Annotated in this window: 15 protein-coding genes; 5 read left to right on the forward strand and 10 right to left on the reverse strand. The window is 61.8% G+C overall.

The window, feature by feature from the left end; genetic code table 11:
* Window positions 1-131: 131 nt before the first annotated feature.
* The 6 genes from C995_RS0105705 to C995_RS0105725 form a co-directional block, all read right to left on the reverse strand.
* Window positions 132-464 carry an MbcA/ParS/Xre antitoxin family protein gene (locus tag C995_RS0105705; RefSeq protein WP_018649399.1) on the reverse strand — a complete coding sequence of 111 codons (333 nt, stop codon included), beginning with the start codon at window positions 462-464 and terminating at the stop codon, window positions 132-134.
* Window positions 465-557: 93 nt separating this feature from the next.
* A complete protein-coding gene (locus C995_RS0105710; RefSeq protein ID WP_018649398.1) occupies window positions 558-767 on the reverse strand; it encodes an MbcA/ParS/Xre antitoxin family protein in 210 nt (69 codons plus the stop codon).
* Between the two features lie 190 nt (window positions 768-957).
* Complete coding sequence (locus C995_RS0105715; protein WP_018649397.1) at window positions 958-1,167, reverse strand: MbcA/ParS/Xre antitoxin family protein; 210 nt, start codon at window positions 1,165-1,167, stop codon at window positions 958-960.
* Between the two features lie 74 nt (window positions 1,168-1,241).
* Entirely contained in the window at window positions 1,242-1,892 is a 651-nt protein-coding gene (locus tag C995_RS0105720) for an SOS response-associated peptidase (protein WP_018649396.1), read from the reverse strand.
* Window positions 1,893-2,336: 444 nt separating this feature from the next.
* A complete protein-coding gene (locus C995_RS13915) occupies window positions 2,337-2,609 on the reverse strand; it encodes a type II toxin-antitoxin system Phd/YefM family antitoxin (protein WP_369699450.1) in 273 nt (90 codons plus the stop codon).
* Between the two features lie 119 nt (window positions 2,610-2,728).
* Window positions 2,729-2,989, reverse strand: coding sequence for a carbon storage regulator (locus C995_RS0105725; protein WP_018649395.1), 261 nt, complete (start codon window positions 2,987-2,989; stop codon window positions 2,729-2,731).
* Between the two features lie 476 nt (window positions 2,990-3,465).
* On the opposite strand from C995_RS0105725, the gene C995_RS0105730 reads away from it, so the two are divergent.
* The 5 genes from C995_RS0105730 to C995_RS0105760 all read left to right on the forward strand — a co-directional run bounded on the left by C995_RS0105730 (window position 3,466) and on the right by C995_RS0105760 (window position 13,665).
* Window positions 3,466-8,298: a hypothetical protein gene (locus C995_RS0105730; protein WP_231362412.1), complete on the forward strand. Its 4,833-nt coding sequence runs from the start codon at window positions 3,466-3,468 to the stop codon at window positions 8,296-8,298.
* Window positions 8,299-8,309: 11 nt separating this feature from the next.
* The gene (locus C995_RS14330; protein WP_018649393.1) at window positions 8,310-8,981 is read left to right on the forward strand and encodes a hypothetical protein; all 672 of its coding nucleotides are present in this window, start codon (window positions 8,310-8,312) and stop codon (window positions 8,979-8,981) included.
* Between the two features lie 3,116 nt (window positions 8,982-12,097).
* Complete coding sequence (locus C995_RS0105750) at window positions 12,098-12,487, forward strand: hypothetical protein (protein ID WP_026278968.1); 390 nt, start codon at window positions 12,098-12,100, stop codon at window positions 12,485-12,487.
* Between the two features lie 120 nt (window positions 12,488-12,607).
* Window positions 12,608-12,928, forward strand: a complete 321-nt coding sequence (locus C995_RS0105755) for a rhodanese-like domain-containing protein (RefSeq protein ID WP_018864012.1) — start codon at window positions 12,608-12,610, stop codon at window positions 12,926-12,928.
* Between the two features lie 8 nt (window positions 12,929-12,936).
* A complete protein-coding gene (locus C995_RS0105760) occupies window positions 12,937-13,665 on the forward strand; it encodes a glycosyltransferase (protein WP_018864013.1) in 729 nt (242 codons plus the stop codon).
* A gap of 32 nt (window positions 13,666-13,697) precedes the next feature.
* Here the strand turns inward: C995_RS0105760 and C995_RS0105765 are convergent, their stop codons facing one another.
* The 4 genes from C995_RS0105765 to C995_RS0105780 all read right to left on the reverse strand — a co-directional run bounded on the left by C995_RS0105765 (window position 13,698) and on the right by C995_RS0105780 (window position 18,048).
* Window positions 13,698-15,044 carry a sigma-54 dependent transcriptional regulator gene (locus C995_RS0105765; protein ID WP_018864014.1) on the reverse strand — a complete coding sequence of 449 codons (1,347 nt, stop codon included), beginning with the start codon at window positions 15,042-15,044 and terminating at the stop codon, window positions 13,698-13,700.
* Window positions 15,044-16,558 carry a HAMP domain-containing sensor histidine kinase gene (locus C995_RS0105770; protein WP_018864015.1) on the reverse strand — a complete coding sequence of 505 codons (1,515 nt, stop codon included), beginning with the start codon at window positions 16,556-16,558 and terminating at the stop codon, window positions 15,044-15,046. Before C995_RS0105770 ends, C995_RS0105765 begins: the two co-directional genes overlap by 1 nt.
* A complete protein-coding gene (locus C995_RS0105775) occupies window positions 16,551-17,399 on the reverse strand; it encodes a PhnD/SsuA/transferrin family substrate-binding protein (protein ID WP_018864016.1) in 849 nt (282 codons plus the stop codon). Before C995_RS0105775 ends, C995_RS0105770 begins: the two co-directional genes overlap by 8 nt.
* A 193-nt stretch (window positions 17,400-17,592) precedes the next feature.
* Window positions 17,593-18,048 carry a peptidylprolyl isomerase gene (locus C995_RS0105780; RefSeq protein WP_018864017.1) on the reverse strand — a complete coding sequence of 152 codons (456 nt, stop codon included), beginning with the start codon at window positions 18,046-18,048 and terminating at the stop codon, window positions 17,593-17,595.
* Between the last annotated feature and the right edge of the window lie 33 nt (window positions 18,049-18,081).

The raw sequence follows: 18,081 nt of genomic DNA on the forward strand, positions 1-18,081 counted from the left end.
ACGGCATGGGGATGTGGAAGCCGGGACGAAGGCCTTTCAGCGATCTCACCTTCCCGGCACAATGAGTTCCTTGGGGTGATCGGGGCCCCACCGGCCGCAGATGAGCAACGGGCGCGATTCCCGAACAGCTGCTACGCGACGGCCCGATCCAGATAACCCCTGACGCGCAACAGTCCCTGCAATCCCTCACGGCTGACGACTTCGACCGGGGGGCAGCCACCGAACGCACGGTTGTGCGTCTTCATCCAGCGATAGGCCTTATCCCGCTCATGCGGAAACAACAGGCGCAGGTTCTTGTGGATCCTCAGGATGTGGCCCGCACGATCCAAAGCATCGCGCTCATCCGGCAGTGGCTCCCCTCCGCGATAGCGCGAATGCGCGTCCACATCGCCCGGCGCATGGCCCAGCATCGCGAGGGCTTCGTCCGTTTCGAGACCCCAGTGATCAAACGCCTGCATCACCATTTTCGCCAAGGCGCTTCGGTCATGAGCCGATACCTCTGAGTGCGCTGAATCCGTCATACAGCCTCCGACTCCTTCTGCAGCCCTTTTCGCCTGTTACGAGAACACTCCGTGCTCGATCCGGTGCAGAACCGTTTCGACCATCTCCACACCCTCATCCGAGTCCAGCAAATCGATCGGCGCCGCCTCAAGAACCCGGTTCCTCGCCCGCATCCAGTGTTCTGCTTTTTCCGGATCCTCAAAGATCACTGCCGCCTTCTCGCGAATACGGGCTACGCGTGCCTCAATTTCGTCTTGCTCTGCCACGGATCCCTTCCCTAGTGCATCTCGACGAGGGTTCCCTCAAAGGTATCACTACCCGGTGTACATGCGCTCACAACGGCAGCCTACCTTAGACACCTTGCCCCAGCGCCACAGCCGAGTCGTTAGCCGGAACTTGTCGACGCGCCGCGCTCGCCATTACCGCGCCAGCCCGTCCCCAGTTCACCCGCTCCCTTCACGAATACACGCCATGCTCGATCCGGCCCAGGATGACCTCCACCCTGTCGGCGCCCTCCTCCGTGTCCAGCAGATTGATCGGGGCATCGCCGAGCACGAGATTCTCTGTGCACATCCAGTCATCGACGATTTCCTGGGTGTCGAAAACCGATGCGGCTTTCTCGCGGATCCGGGTGATGCGCACTTCGACTTCGCACTTATTGGCCATCGCTGCCATCCTGCCTGAGTGCCCGTTCCGGGCTTATTCACCAAGGTAGCACTACCCCACGGCCTGAAGCCCCTTCAGGCAATCGCTTCGATCAATCCGGGGTCGCCTTCGGCTGGGCGGTTCACGCGAGTCGAAACGGGGTGATAGACCAAGGCATCCGGGTTCAGACGGACGGTCCCGTCTCGGATCGCCTCACGTTCCGTCCGATCAGAGTCGAGCCAGTCCCAGCGACACGCGGCATCTAGTACCAGCGGCTTGCGGTCATGAATGTGCGACAGTCGCTCTGACGCGGGTTCGGTGATGATCGCGCAGCAGGCGCCGCCATCTGCCATGGGTTCCCAGATGCCCGCCATCATCAGGATGTCCTGCGGTGCGTCCTCGGCCAGGGCGATGTAGTACGGCTGCTTGCCGTCATCGGTCTTGCGCCACTCGTACCAGCCATCGGCCAGCACGATGCATCGCCGATGGGCGAATGCGGACCGAAAATACGGGCTGGTGGCGACCTTTTCGGCCCGGGCATTGATCGTGCGAGGGCCGTCCCCTACCCGTTTCGGCCGAAAGCCCCAGAACATCGGCTGGAAGGCGGCCCGCTCCTCCTCGCCGGCGCGGAACGTTTCCAGGTCAGTGCCGGGCGCGACGTTGTACCGAGGCGCATCGAAACCCTCGTCGACCGGCGCCTGGAAGTACCGCATGCCGAGTTCACTCGTCGCGCTGTAGCGCGTCATACGTCCGCACATCACGTTGCTTCCTATCGAAAGGGCATGCCCTTTGGCAGCGCCACTATGCACCCGATCGTGTTCCTTAATGCCGCCACTCGTTCAAATTGACCGGCATTAGGAACAATTTGCCGTGAAGCGGAGATCATTCACTAAGGGCCTTTGATCTCGTACGCAAGCGCAACCCTTGCCGGCCGAGGGACTTCGCGGCTTTGGACATCCCGAGCGTTTCCTTGACCAAACTCGTCCTTGACGGCGAGCCGTGTCCTCACCTCGTTCGCCTCACACATGACCGCGTGGAGGCAGCCCCATGGTCACTACTACATCAGGATGTTTGATGGCCCCCCTCAACTGAGAGTGCGGCTAACGCTGCGCGAGGAAGACTGACCGATGTCATCGCTTGGGGGGCACTACGGTATAACGGCAGGACAGCACTGGTGTCCGCGACGAACGTCAGTAGCGTTCGGAATCCCGCGCTGTACGAACCGTAACAACGGCGGTTTCCCGCATGGCCGGCAAGCCCTGTCGCAGGTCGGCACGGGAACGAAATCTCGGGGGATCCCCGGCAGGTTGAACCACGCGAGCGACGGGCCGACCTCGACGCAGAATGCATACCTCCCCACCCCGTTCCACTTCTTTCAGGATGCTGGAAAGCTGTTCTCGCGCGTCGCGGACGTCAATCTCTTTCATGTTGCCCCGGACCCTATGTGTACTTCGTGTACACATGAGCCTACTTCAGACCAAGCTACGGCGGCAGGTGCTGGATCCAAAGATTAGATGCCTACGACTGAAATTGGACAGCCGAGGCACGCACAGAGCTGCCTGAAATCACTTGACCACTACAATTACACGAGAAGCTCTTCCCTCGAGATCGGTATCGAGGGCGCCGCTTCAATACCGAGGCGGACACGATCCAATCGCGTTTCAAGGAGTCGAACGACCGTCGAATCACCGATACGCACTGTCTGGTCGGCATCCTGTTGCACCGTATGCCCAGGTGCGCTCACTGCGAGACGTACCTGCTGCTCGCCGATCAAAGCAAAGACATAGATGTCTTCACCGATTCGGATTCCTTCCCCATCGGAACGAGTAATTACCAGCACCATTCCCTCCTTGGCCGCTGTAAGGCTCCAAATCCATAGAACCCATTGTCTGGTCACCCGAGCACCGCTCAAATCCAACGGCCGCCCCAAGCGACTGCCATGCCAGTCGCCCGCCGAGTATGTCACCCTCCATTCTGGAAAAACCACCCCACTCGAGATCGACGCAGAACGCATCCAAGCCAGCTTAGATTTGCGAACCCCGACCGACTCTGATCGGAAAGATGACAGATCCGATTTCACGCGTTATGGTCGGAATCGAGATTAGATGGTGCGCTCTCAAGGGCTAGGAAGGCCCGGCCACCGTCTGGAATGAAAGGAAGACGCATGGACGCGCACACTCTCCGCAGCCGCCTTGGCTGCGGCACATCGTATAGCAACCACGCCTTGCACAACGCTCCCCACGGTGGGCGTTTCCCTGCGCGAATCATCGGAGCGTTCCGATGACCGCGGGGCCGCGTCATTGGGCGTCCGCGAGCTCGATGGAAGCTCGCTCCGAAGGCCTCGCGGGACTCGCGCAACTCGCGGGATACCCGCTGTTCCCAGTCCCGATCACTAGCATCGATGGCGTTGCCTATGGCGCGAACATCGCTCGGGTCATGCGGCGTACGCTGGATACATACGGCCCACGACTCCCCAAGCACTACGCCCACTTGCTACGCAGCTTTTCGGACGAGATCGAAGCCCTCAACTCCCCCTACGAGTCACACGACCGCGACCGTCCATTCCAGGGCCTGAGTCATAGCGCGACGATCGTCGCGCCCTTCCTCATCGAAAACCACGGCGCCGATACTCTCGTCGACGCCCTTCGCCTATGGCTCTTGTCCGCGGTATACCGGCTCACCGCCAATGAGACCCGGCGTGGAACCGGGCCTTTTCTGAAAAGTCTGAGCCAGCAAATCATTCTCTTGGACCGCTCCGGGGAGCCACACCGGAACGTGACCACCTACATCCACGAACTCCACTCAGGCCGCAAAATCCGGAAGGCAACAGCCGAGCTATTGGCAACCCATTTCGGATTTACGCGGGCACCATCGCGAGCGCTCGCGATCGACACCCTGACATCCATACGCCCCTCACGGCCCATCGACCTGGTTCATGGGGAGGTGGCGACAGCAGCGCCGGACACATCACGACCCCTGAGTCCCGATACCTCGGACACCTGCAGCGCCGAGGCGCCCGAACCTGAGGGCAAACCCGACCAGGAAGAATCCACCCCGAAGCATCTGACCAGTTACCTCCAGCGGTACTTCACCTCTCTCGTCCCCGACACCGAGGGGTGCCTCTCGACAGACGAAGCACGCGCTCTTTTCGATGTCCTGACCCGCAACGTGATCTGGGGCATCCGCGATCAAGACGACCTGTGTGACCTCGTGCTCGCGCTCATGCTCACTACCTCACGCGACGCTTGTAACATCATCCATGCGTTAGCGGGCCTGCAGGCGGATTCCGGGCTACCCCGCGACCATGCCCTGGAAACGCCATGCGGGGCAGCGAATCCCATATGGATGACCATGCATGGATGGTGGTCGACGCCGGGCCGCGGCCTTGAGTACTCCACAGCGGAAACCGATGGCCCCTATCAGGTTGATCATTCGAACGACCTGTATCTGCCTCACGCGGACACCATACGTCAGGCCCTTTCGGTGGCATCTCGCACCCGCATCGCTGCCCAGAGCATCACGCGGCAGGCGCTCGAGCAGCGTGTTCGCGAGCACAAGGCGACCGTCCCATCGGTGTCCCAGGAACGCATACGCCGGACGCTTCCTGTCCTCTTGATCATGGTCACCGGGCATCCGCGGACCTCGCAGATTATCGAGGGTACCGATGGTTTCGGGTCGGCGGCAGCGACTGCGTATTACGCGCCCCTACAGTCGAATTTGGCAAAGACCTATGCCGATGCGCTGCGCCTAGCCGATATCGTCATCCATACACCCGACCCTCTTCCCGGTGAGGACGACCCCAGAGTGGGCGCCCCTCGTGCGGCACTCGATGGAGAGGGCATTCGAACGTCCTTCGCTGGAGCCAGGGAAAGCGTACTGAGCGCTCGACGCGCAAACCAGAGTCTTGGAAACCTAATCGCGTGGCACCACCAATTGGTGCTCCACACTTCCCTGATGTATGCAGCAGCAACGGCCCACCGTGCGTCTTACTCGCTGTCCAAGGCCCGTATCACCGACATCATTCGGTTTCCCGATAGCCAGTTCGGAATTGCCTACATTGCCGATAAGCGACGAAAAGGCTTCGACCGTATAGCCGCATTGCCGGCCACCGTACTCGACCAGATCGACCAACTCGTGGCCACTGCAGACGAGTTGCGCTCCCAGCTGCTGACCCAACTCACACCGGCCGCAAGACACGCCGCGAAACAGCTTGAACAAGCCGTAGTGGGCGATGGGCCATTATTCATCAGATTGGATCCCGACAAATGGACGCCGCGCGCGACAAATGCAGCCGCTCTCGAGACGTTCACCCAACTACCGTTTCGGCTGAGGCGCCTACGTCACTTTTTCGCGACCCGATCACAGGAACTGGGCGTCCCCGAATCCGACATTGCGCAGCAAATGGGCCATCGTATCGACGGCGAGCCTTATTCAGATAGCGACCCTGACTGCCCGTGGCACTTCGCCACACGCATCGGGCCCCATCTCGAGCGCTACCTAGCAGATATAGGGTTGATGCCTATTCCGGTGAATCGTCCGGCGGCGAGTACTCCTGCGCGCTCCCAGGCCATCGCAAACCTCGCCAACACCGATTGCATGCAACCTGCAGATGTCCACCAAAGACGTAAACACCGGCAAACCAAGAAAGAGGAATCTGCACCTCGCTCAGTCATCCAACCGTGCCACATCCACGCGTATCGATTGGCCCTGCAGCTCGAGACGGTCCTGGTCGAGCTATTGGCCGAACATTCGGCCACAGCCGTGGCGAATGAGCAGCACGCACGTTGGGTGGTCGGAGCCGGCCTGCTCCTCCTGCCCCTATGGGGGGTCACCACCCATCCAGCCACCTTGCGACGAGTCGTCACGGATGGACGACTCGTCGACGTAGACGGCGTAGAAGGTTGCGGTGGCCTCGTGATGCCGGACGCCGAAACCATTGGAGGCATCCAGCTGATTACGTCAGATCAAGCGATGGTTCTGCAGCGCACGATCGTCGGTGCGGCCCAGTTCTCACGATCCGAGCTTTGCCCTAATTTACTTCGAGACTATCCCCCGGCGGCCAAACTGCTTGGTTCCACAGCAACACTCGAGGATGTTTGCCATCTAGCCAGCGCTGCAAGACGTCTCACGGCTCCTGGACAGCGCGCGGCGTGGGAACGTGCACATCTGCGCGCCAGCGGCCCGCGGCCTAGTCGATTCCTGGCCATGATGACGGGGAAACGTGTCCGGCCGGTCGAAGAATTATCTCCTTCCGTGGCAGCCGCCAACTCCGAGAATCCCACAGCCTCTGCAAACCCTCGAGGTGCAAAGGAGGCCTATTACTCACTACGACGATCCATCAGAAGATGGGACGCCCAGCGCGGAGCTACCCATCGAATAACCCAGGCATTGGACGACGCACACCGTCTTATTCATGTCGCCCCAGATGGCTCTATCCCGTTCTTGGTCGCCCACGCCGTCCAAGACGAGATCCACAATCGGGGAAAAAAGGGTTCGATCAAACCTTCGTCGGTTGATCGATATATACGTCACCTCGAACCACCCATCCAGAATTCCATCCGGATCATTCAGAACGACACGGGAGAACACCTCGATCACACAGCGTATTCTGAGTTCGTCATTGACGATTGGGTTAGCCTAATCGCCGACGAGATATCTCCCCTTAAGGCGCTGCGCTGGATCGCTCGACGCAACCGAGACCGCCCTGACTCTCTGCCTGCCAACATCAACGAACGACTGGATGACCTCGACCTGGGGTGTGACAGGCCCGCTCGCGCTGGAGACCCTATCAGCGCCGCCGAGCACACCTATCTATTAGGACAGATAGAAGCCGGATCTACCCCTTATCTCTCGGGCCGAACACCACCCGCATCAGTCGTCGCGCCGTTCGCGCTGGCCATCCAGGCGATATTCGCTCTGCGTACGTCTGAACTCACACACCTCACCCTAGCTGACTACTTCAGTGGGCATCACCGCGTCCTCGTAAGGATCCGAGAACGTGTGAACCGCCCACTCAAATCTAATGCATCCATACGCACTGTCGCCTTCGCCCCCAATCAAGATCAAAAGCAGGGGATTACGGAGCTGTCGAAACGCATCCACAATACCCCTCGCCCCAAGACTCCAGCACAACACAATCTGCTCCCCGGCCCACCGTCCATGGGGCCACTAGACTGGATGGCATCAACGCAAATGCGGTTCTTATCCGCCGGCCGTTACATGATGAATACAACAGGGGGAATTCCCTTCCGCCCACACAGCTACCGCCATAGTTATGCGACTGCTCAGATCCTAGCCCTCATGCCGCGTTATTTCGAAGGGCTAGCGCCTAACCTACCGTATGCGGAACCTCGGATCCCTCATGCATCCCGTTGCTCCTTGCGGGCCCAACAGCGCTATGTCTCTCGACAGCTAGGGCACGGACACCCACTCACGACCCTTACTCATTACGCCCACCATATTCCACTCATGACGGCTGTCCGAGACGGATGGGCGCGCCTACCTTCGTCCACCATCGCGAAGATCCTTGGTACCAGCCCAGAAAGTTTGCGCAACAGCATCTCCCGCATGAAGAAGAAACACCGAACACCGCAAAGCGCGATCATTGAAAGGCTGAAGCTACCACCGTTGAAAACGCTCTACGTCATCGACTCCTTTCCAGAGCCTGCTCACATTAGTGCTTTGCCCGGCGGCCACGCTGCACAAGCGAACTCGGTCTCCATCGACCCCTCAGCCCCTTCTGCTCTGACCGCTCTCGCTCTCACAGCGATCGCGTTCCGCGAACGCCAAGACCCGGAACAGCTCGCTCGTGCGCAAGGCAGGCGTATCGGTACGGTGCGCCGCGACATATCCGCACTTATAGAAACCTCAAACCTACTTGGACTGCATGAGACGTTGATGCCGGACACCCCATTATCCCGGACAAGTCGAACCGCTCCAGTGCTAACCCTCATGGAAGCATTGGCTAACTTGCCCCAAGGCGATCTCCACTCGATCGCACTCAAGCTTTTCCAGTATCGAAATAACGCCAGCAAGACCAAAGAAGCGATGAAATCCCTTCTACCGGACGATCCGACCCTGCCCAACCTTGGCCCATCGCAAAGAAAGATGGCAACCATAATCCTGAATACTTACCTATCCAACTCGGAGTGACTCAAAACAGCATGGACGCAAAATCGAACGACAGAACGATCGAAATTGATCTTTCAAACACAAAAACGCGCGGTCTGCATATAGGCGACCTGCTAAACCTTATTCTTCCCAAGGGGTTTGCCCCGGAAGAATCCCCGAAACAGACCATTATCGATACCCCAGACGAACGCACTCGGATTCGACTAGAGTTCAGAGATAAGAACCAAGTCCCGAAGTACCTTGAGGCTGCGTACAAGACCATTCAGAAACAACACAAAAAACTCCAAAACGCTCGGTCGCCAGAGAAACGCGGTGCAATGCGCGCTCTAGAGCGCCTCACAATCAACGGACTCGAACCCCAAACTGACCAAAAAACGGGCCACATCACCCAGCTGGAACTCCAGGACATCACGAACGAGGTAGAGCTGGATGACCCCGAAGTACACGTCAAGATCGCAGCAACTCTTCCGGGGGAAGGGACGCTCTACACCCAACATTTGGCAAAAGTTCGGCTGCAAGCTAAAGGCCTTTGTGGATCCCTGCGGTTCGTACCAAACCGCCACGGCACAGAAGGCCTTGAGATGCTCTCCTCGCAACAAGAGCTAGCGGTCGTTCGCTCATTGATAGCTCGACTGGAGGAGGTCGCAGCCAAACTGGAAGACGAAGAACAAGACATCACTAACACCACCGCAACCACGGGGTAGGACCCAGCTTGACGCGGCGGAATACTTGCCCATCGGCGACGCGATTGGACTCGCCTCGGCTCGTTAACGGATCAACCTGAACGGTCGTGTCGATCCCTCCCCCAATGTGGTTGCAGTGATTCAGGATACTGAGTGGAGACGGATTCACCGCAGTGCGGACACGAAATCCATTCAACGCCAGGAGCCGGGTGCTCAGCCGTGGTGAATGGGATCCGGCAGCCGCTGCAGAAGAACCAACTTGACCCCAGCGTTTGGCTGCTCCAAGAACGAGCAACCGACGGTGCATTTCGGCCTTGGGGCGGAACCCCATCCGCCGGAGAATGGGCGACGAGGTTTCGCGGCAGCGCTGGAAGGAAGGAATCTCGCTGACGGACTAAACGCTGCTGCGCGTTCGCTTCTCGAATGCGGGTACATAATCTGGCACGAGCCCGCCCACGCGCATGGGCCTCACCATGGTGGAGGATCCACCGGGATCGCTGACCCGCACCGCCCTCCAGCAGGATTCTACGAAGCTCGGCTCGGTCAAGGTCATAAGGCAGACCTGACAGGTCGATCTCAACGGTATCCAATCCAGTCCTGCGCAAGGCCTCGATCTTCTCGTCGGAGCAGAAATGGGTACAGGCGAATTCCACGAGCAGGGGGTAGTCTGCCAGAGAAGTGTGCAGATCCGGGATAACGCTACCCTCTCGACGCTCGGGAAGAATGGCCCCGGAAAGGGAATACTGACCGGACTCGACGACCAATTCACTTTCGACGTGTTCGCTTCCCATCGAATCGTGGTCTCTTACCTCCACGCGATATTCTGGAAGCCAGAGACGGCCAACCTCAGCGATGACGTCCTTCGCGAGGCGGTGTAGTGCGGACTCACCAGTGAAGCCGCAAGGCTCATATCCCACGTCATGCGCGAAATGATGGGCGTTCGTCCCGCCCTTCTTAGCGACCAGAGGGCTTCCACAGCCTTCGCATCGGCAACGACACGCTCGACCGCGCGCCACTTCTGAGATGTAGCGGCGCTCTCCCGTCGTCACGTCTAGACCCCACGGCAAGTCACCCTGATATCGTTCCATCGCTCTTCCCTCATCAATACGCCTCGATATCCCGTATGCGCTACGCTCACGGCCACATGGGGGGGCACGTCGTAGCTGCTTCGGTTGGGGGAAACATGGCGGTTCAATGCGAGGGGAAACACGGTCAAAACCCGTTTTCGGAGGGTTTCGACCTTGGGGTTGCAGCCGGGCTTCTAGGAGAAGAGATCGCCCGGTGGGGTGAGCGCGATAGTCGCCCACTGGTTCTGCTACGAGCGATTTGTTCGCTCGCGAGGAAGGCCGGATCAGGCGAAGCCGCCTGCACGACGTTCGAAGCCCAAGAGATCGCCCAGGCAATCGATCCAGCAACCGGTTTTTGGGGGCACAGCGCTAGTGCACGAGTCTCCACACCAAGCGACAAGGAAGAAATTTCTCGGGCGATTCGCATTGCCTGGAAAAAACTGGAGGGCCGCCACCAGGATGCGATCCACGATGCGTTCCAACGTCTGGGAGCAAAGCGATCTCTGGCGCTGGAGAAAGTCAGCAGCGCAGGTGGGCGACACAAACGAGCCCGATATGGACTTAAGTTCACAGACCTTCCGCAGGGCGGTGCGCAGTATCGAGCTCCGACTGGCGGCATGCGTTACAGGCTCGAAGAGCGGGCACCCGCACTTAGGCTACTTGGACCACTGACAGACGGACTGGGATTGAGCGGTTGGAGAAGCCTCCTCCTTGCCGGTCCACTGACCCTTGTCGCAGCCTACGCAGTCATCGCGGCGACAGTAGCCCTAGTAGCCCTTTGGACTGGGCCATTCACCGGTCAGCACATAGCAACCATCGCCATAACCGCCATTACCGTCATATGGCTGGGAAGGCCCTTCTGGAACCTAGCTCACAACCGCATTACAAGAGCTCCTTGGTGGATGCAGTCCCTGAAGATTGATGAGCCGGACGATCACGTACTGGAGATTATTGCTGCGAAGCCGGGCGCGCCGAACACGCTTCGGATGTCACGGTACCGAGGTGACTGCCCAGTTTGCGGGGGTACGGTTCAACTAGACTCGGGACGCCGCGAGTTCTTCCATCGCCAAGTAGGCCGCTGTCGCCGATCACCGAATGAACATGTGTTTTCGTTCGACCCCGTTACCCGGACCGGGGCGCCTCTTCGCACTCATGCGGAACGAATCGACGTCGGCTAAACAAATTGGCCAGTGCGAACTTTCCGAGAGGAAGCGTCATAAGGTTCTCCGAAGCGGGCGCGCGAGCTTCGAGATCACCCGAAATGGATAAGGCGCCTTAACGCCATTGGCCTTGACCACGCATTTCCTATCGCGCACGACCCAGAACGCTTTTGGCCCTGGCCCCCGAAACCACACTCGCGCTCGCACACCACCTAAAGATCCATCACGCCCGCAGGAATCCCGCGGTTCGAACCTACCGAGCCCGGGGACACCGCGAAGGAGAGCCCTACGCCAGGAGGTCATCCGGGAGACAAAGGCCTGTGCCAGTCCCCGTGACGGCGATCGCCTGATTCGCGGTCGGCGTAACACGCCTCGTCGGCCCCTGTCGGTCTGTGGCGTTATTCTTCGGGGACGGCGATCCCCCGTAGTATCCGACACTTATGGATTTCTTGTGCCATTTGACGCCGCTCTAAAACCCCCTTAGCCTACGCTCACCATTTACCCTTATTCTGGCTACGAACCAGGTGGTCGGAGGTTCGAATCCTTCCGGGCGCGCCATATTCCCGAGAGAGGGCAGCCATTTCGGGCTGCCCTTTTTCATTTGTCCGATCTCAAAGGATTCGAACCTCCGATAAATTCGTTGGTTCGATCCCGAGCGCAGCGAGGAACGTGTCGGCCACGGGCCGACACCCGGAAGGGCCAGGCGCGCAGCGCCGCCGCTATCCTTCCGGGCGCGCCATATTCCCGAGAAAGGGCACCCATGTCGGGCGGCCCCTTTATCATTTGTCCGCTCTCAAAGGATTCGAAGCGCCGGACAGACACGTTGGTTCGATCGACCCGGAAACCGCCTCTCATGTATCAGATCACCAGCCCCGCTCCCGACGCCTCCCCCGGCCTCCGTCCCTGCTGGATGGATGCGCTGATCACACCTAAAGCCTCCACCCGCCTGCGGCACATCGCCCTGGGCCTGGTGCTGGCGATCGCCCTGCTGGCCGCGGAGTTTGAAGCCGCGGCGGCGGGCTGGATCCTTCTCGGCCTGCTGGGCTCGGTCACCGTGCTGGCCCTGTCGGTCGATCCGCGCTGGCTGTATCGCATGGCCTATCCGGGCGTGGTCGTACTGGCGGTGGCCGTCGCCGTACCCGCTGGATATGCCGCCTATATCCTGGGCCTGGCGGGGACCGTCGCCCCCGCGATCGTGTTCGCCCTGATCGCCCTGGCCGCCACGCTGCTCGGCCCCGAAGAAGGCAGCCGCTGGCTGGAGCGTCGAAGCCGCGACGAGGACCGCCTGCGCCGCGGTTGAGACAACCGCCACCGCCCACCCGGGCGTCCTCGTGCACACCATCCCTGCGCGGCAGCTGGCCACTTGCGGCCAACCTCCTGTGAACTTAGCGTGTCGGCATCACCCGACACGGAATTCGCCATGCGCCAGATGTCCCCCCGGGAATTGCAGGACCACCTCGCCGAGGCGGATCAGCCGCCGGTCCTGCTGGATGTACGCGAGCCCTGGGAGTACCAGCGCTGCCGCATCGACGGCTCGAAGCTGATCCCGATGGGCGAGATTCCGGCGGCATACCAGGAGCTGAACCCGGACGACGAGATCGTGGTGATCTGTCACCACGGGGTGCGCAGCCAGCAGGTGTGCTGGTTCCTGAACCGCGCCGGGTTCAGCAAGGTGATCAACCTGGCCGGCGGCATCGACGCCTGGGCGCGGGACGTCGACCCCCACATGGCGACCTACTGAACTCTCCTGTGCGCGGGCTCCCGGCCCTGTCGGTGATCGTCCCGGCCTGGAACGAGGCGCCGTGGCTGCCGCAAACCCTGGCAGCCCTGCAGCAGGCCCTCGCCAATGCGGACCGTCAGACCGAGATCATCGTCGTCGACAATGCCTCCACGGATTCCACCCCGCAGATTGCCCAGCAGGCCGGTTGCCGGGTCGTCTTCGAGCCGACGCGGCAGATCAGCCGCGCCCGCAACGCGGGTGCCCGGGCGGCCTGCGGCAACTACCTGCTGTTCGTCGATGCCGACACCTGGCCCGACGCCGATCTGATCCGCACGACACTCCAGGCACTGGACAGCGGCGAGGTCTGCGGCGGCGGAGCCCGGGTCGCGTTCGATCACCTGACCCATCGCATCTACCGCTGGGGCGCGGCGGCCTGGAACGCCCTGTCGGCACGGCTGGGACTTGCCGCCGGCTGTTACGTCTTCTGCACCCGCGAGGCCTTCGAGGCGATCGGCGGCTTCAGTGAACGGGTCTATGCAGGCGAGGAAGTGTTCCTGTCGCGCGCGATGGCGCGCTGGGGCCACCAGCACGGGCAGCGGTTCCAGATGCTGGAGACCCCCGTGATGACCTCGGGACGCAAGGCGGACTGGTTCAACCCCGCGCACCACATCCTGGTGGTCCTGCAGGCCCTGCTGCTGCCCTGGAGCCTGCGCTCCCGCCGACTGGCCTGGTTCTGGTACACCCGGCCCGGGAGATAGTCCGGGAGACAGTCCACGCGATACCGGACCCGTCAGGCGCCCCGCCAAATATCCGCTGACAGGCCGAGCCGTTTCATGCGCTCCCAGAGGTTCTTGCGGCTGATGCCCAGACTGGCCGCCGTGTTCGCAATATGGCCGTCGTGCAGTTCCAGGGCACGCACAATGTAGCTCTCCTCGCAGGCCTCCAGGTACTGGCTGAGCCGCGCACCCTCCGCATCCGATCCGGGGGCGGCTTCCTCGCCCGGTTCGTCAAACAGGGCATCGGCCTGCAGGACCGCACCCGTGCTCATGATGCAGGCGCGTTCGATCGCGTGCTTCAACTCCCGGATATTGCCGGGCCAGCGGTGGCGGAGCAGCGCAGTCTCTACCGCCGTGGTGACCGTCTTGGGGGACTCGCCATGTTCCCGCGCGTAGTCTTCAAGGAAGCGCCGTGCCAGCCACGGGATATCCTCGGGGCGCTCACGCAACGGCGGGAGCCGCAGATGAATCACGTGGATACGGTAATACAAGTCCTCGCGGAAGCTCCCTTCCTTCACCATCTCCAGCAGATCACGGTGGGTCGCGCAGACCAGCCGCAGATCCACTGGAATCGGCTTCTCGCCGCCAACCCGCACAATCTGGCGCTCCTGGATCGCGCGCAGGAGCTTGACCTGCATCACCGGCGGCATGTCCCCGACCTCGTCGAGAAACAACGTTCCGCCATGCGCCTGCTCGAATACGCCGGGACGCGCACGCACCGCCCCGGTGAACGCCCCCTTCTCGTGGCCGAACAACTCGGCCTCCAGCAGGGTCTCGGTCAGCCCCCCGCAATTCACCGGCACGAATGGCGCGTCGGCCCGCACCGGGTCGAGCCGATGCAGCTCGCGCGCCACCGCCTCCTTGCCGGTCCCGGACTCGCCGGTGATCAGGACGGTACTGGCCTGTTGTGCCAGACGCCCCAGTAGTGCGGAGATCCGCCGCATGGCCGCGGAAGTCCCCAGCATGCGCTCGGACGCCGCCGGGTCCCCGTGATCGATGGACAGATCGGCAACCTTGTCGACCAGCGCGTCCAGGTCAAACGGCTTGGTGATGTAGTCGGCAGCCCCGCGTTTCAGCAGTTCGACCGCCCGGTCGACGGCCCCGTAGGCGGTAATGAACAGCCACGGACTCTCCACCCCGCAGGCTTCCTGCCGCTCCAGAAACAGCTCGTCGCCATACCCGTCACCGATGCGGATGTCGCTGATCACCACGGCGTAGTCGCCGGAGGCCAGCCGCTCCCGCGCCTCGGAGATGCTGCGGGCCCAATCCACGGCATAGCCTTCCAGCTCGAAGCGATCGCACAGGGATTCCCCCATGATGGCGTCGTCCTCGATCAGGCACAGCTGCGGCGGTTTGCTCATCAGGAGTCCTCTGCGGTGAAGGGCAGGCTGACTTCGAAGCGGGTCGCGGATTCGTTGCTGGTCACCTCGATCTGACCATCCAGCTGCAGGATCAACTGGTAGGTGACCCAGAGTCCAAGGCCATGGCCGTCACCATTGCTGTGGGCGAAAGGCTCGAACAGCTGGGCCATGCGTTCACGATCGATGTGCTTGCCACCGTTCGTGATGGCCGCACGCAAGGCGGATTCGTCCGCCCGCAACCAGCACTCCACTTCCCCACCCCGTTCGCTGGCCTGCACCGCATTGAGCAGCAGGTTGAGCAGGACCTGGCGGACCTGCGACGAAGGCAGCGGGACCGGCTTGGCGATCGCGTTGTCCCACACCAGGGACAGCCCCTTGCGCTGGATGTCGGGCTGGATCAGGGTGCGGATATCCTCCAGATCGTCGGGCGTCAGTGCGTGACTCTCCAGGCGCGCCTCGACCAGGAGCGCCCCGACCGTACCCTTGATCTGCACCAGCCCTCGTTCCAGCAACGAGATCGTGCGGACCGCCACGGGATCGCGTTCACCCCCGTGGCGCTTGTAGGTGCTGATGGCGTTGAGCATCCCGCCCAATGGGTTATTGATCTCGTGCGCGATCCCGGCGGTCAGCCGCCCCACGGCCGCCAGCCGCTCGGATGCCACCATGCTGCGTTCCAGTTCCTGCTTCTCGCGCAACTCGTCCAGCATGCGGCGAAACCGCATCGAGACCTGGCCGATCTCGTCACGGCCATCGTACAGATCACACTGAATATCGCTCGGCACCTCGCTGCCCACGCGCTGCATGCAGGCAGACAGGTGAGCGAGCGGATCGGTCAGACGTTTGCCCCAGTACCAGCCCAGTGGCAGGAGTGCCAGCAGCACCAGCAGGGTCGCCAGGATCACCTGTTCCACCGTATTGAGAAACCGCGGGATCAGCAGATCGTTCGAATAGTTCAGTACCAGCGTGCCCAAGCGTGCCCCGTCCTCGGCCAGGATCGGCACCACCATCGCATAACGGTCCGGCCAGATTTCACGGGCCACGAAAGGCTGCCCGCCATTGTGGTCGGCGATGCGCTCGGCCAATTCCGCATATTCGCCGCCCAGCTGCTCGAGCTGTACCAGCATGGGGTAGTCCCGAGGGCGCGAGGCCACGTAGATCGACTGATCGGTATCCAGCACCAGGATCTCCCGCTCGGAGTAGTCGACCGCGCGGGCTTCGCCGTTATGCATCGTCACGGGGGCCCGTTCTCCGGCGCCTCGCGCCTCCCGCTCCAGCGGGGTCATGATGGTATCGTAGGCCTGCCAGACATCATCCCGTGTCAGCGACGGCACCAGGGTGCGCGCAAGCACGGTGCCCAGACTGAGGGCGTTGTCGATCATCTCCTCGCGGTTGTCCTGATAGGCACGCGCCAGCAGCGTGGTCGAGAGGACTATCGCGGTCAGCAGGATGACCAGCGTCACGCTCAGTGGCGTCTTGACCCGATAGCTGAGGTCGCGCAGGCGCACCTCAGGCACCCTCCACGCGCCGCTTGAGCCGTTCGATGCCGGCGTACAGGCCGTCCTCGGGCTCGCGAAAGCCATCCAGATAGAACTGGTCGAGGAGCTCCTGCCCCGTCTCCGATTCCGTCATGCCCTTCAGGGTGGCCTTGAACTCGGCACGCAGTTCGCGATCGACCTCCGGATAGGCCACCATGGGCGGGAAGCCGAAGGTCTCCGAGCGCCAGACCACCCGCGTGCCCGCGGTCAGATCAGGATGCAGTCGGGCCAGGGCATCATAGACGTAGCCATCCACCGCCCCACCCTGGGCCAGCCCCACGGCGACGGCCTCGACAACATTCCGGTGGGCACCGGCAAAGAAGGTGCGCCGAAAGAAGACATCGGGATCGTGCCCGGCTTCCAGCAGCTGCGCCTGCGTCACCAGCCACCCAGAGTTGGACAGGGGATCCGAGTACGCAAACACCCGTCCCCGGAGATCTTCCAGGTCGTTGGTCCAGTCGTCCTGCGCGGAGGCGATCAGGTATGACCGGTACAGCGGCCGCCCCCCGTACACCGGAGCCAGCAGGATCTCCAGCTGGTCGCGATAACGCACGAATGGATAGCCACACAGCCACGCGAAATCCACCCGCCCATTGAGGACCAGTTCGGTAATCTCGCGGTAGGTCCCGCGCTGGACGAAGACCACCGGACGTTCCAGCGTCTCTTCCAGGTAGGCCTGCCAGCGATTCAGGAAGGTCTGATCGTCGAGAAACACCGGCGTCAGGCCGATGCGCACCGAGTCCCGCGCTTCCCGCGCCCGCAGCATACCCGGCGCCATCGAGACCATGGCGGCGTTGCGAAGAAACTGTCGGCGGTTCATGGGCGGCTCCCCGGCCGAGACCGGCGCGGATGGCCGGATAACGACGAGTATACAAACAGCGCCGCCGGCGTCCGCAAGGCGGTGCCCGCTGTCCCGAGCGTTCCGGCCACCACCGCTGTCAACTCGCCATTCCGCGCCCTGCTGGAGGGCGCATGCCCGGGCCCAGCGATCCAGCAGAGACGATACACGACCCTCAGGACAGTTCGCTCACATAGACCCGTACCGGCAGTTCGCAGCCCGCCAGCGGATGGTTGCCGTCCAGCAACGCGCCCTTTTCGGTCAGGGCCTGCACGCGCAACTGCCAGGCGCGACCCTCGCTGCGTTCGCTCGTGGTGTACAGCGGCATTCCGACGGCCAATTCAACGTCATCGGGCAGGTTTTCGCGTACGGCTTCGAAGACGAGCTCCGGGCGTCGCTCTCCGAAGGCCTGGGCGGCCGGAATCACGACTTCCAGGTCCTGATTCGGCCTGGTACCGATGATCGCCGCATCCAGGCCCGGGAGCGGTGACGAATCACTGCCCAGTACCAGTTCGCACTCGTGGGGTCGGTCATCAAGGCCCGCTGTCTTGAGCGGAAGCCCTGCATCGGTCCTGATGCGATAGCTCAGGCGGACCCGGTCACCCGGACGGATCAATGTTTCGGGGGGCATGGCCGGCACCTCCAGGTCATGTGTGGGCGATGG

Origin of the sequence: Thioalkalivibrio sp. ARh3 (assembly GCF_000377265.1) — a bacterium.
Lineage (GTDB): Bacteria > Pseudomonadota > Gammaproteobacteria > Ectothiorhodospirales > Ectothiorhodospiraceae > Thioalkalivibrio > Thioalkalivibrio thiocyanoxidans.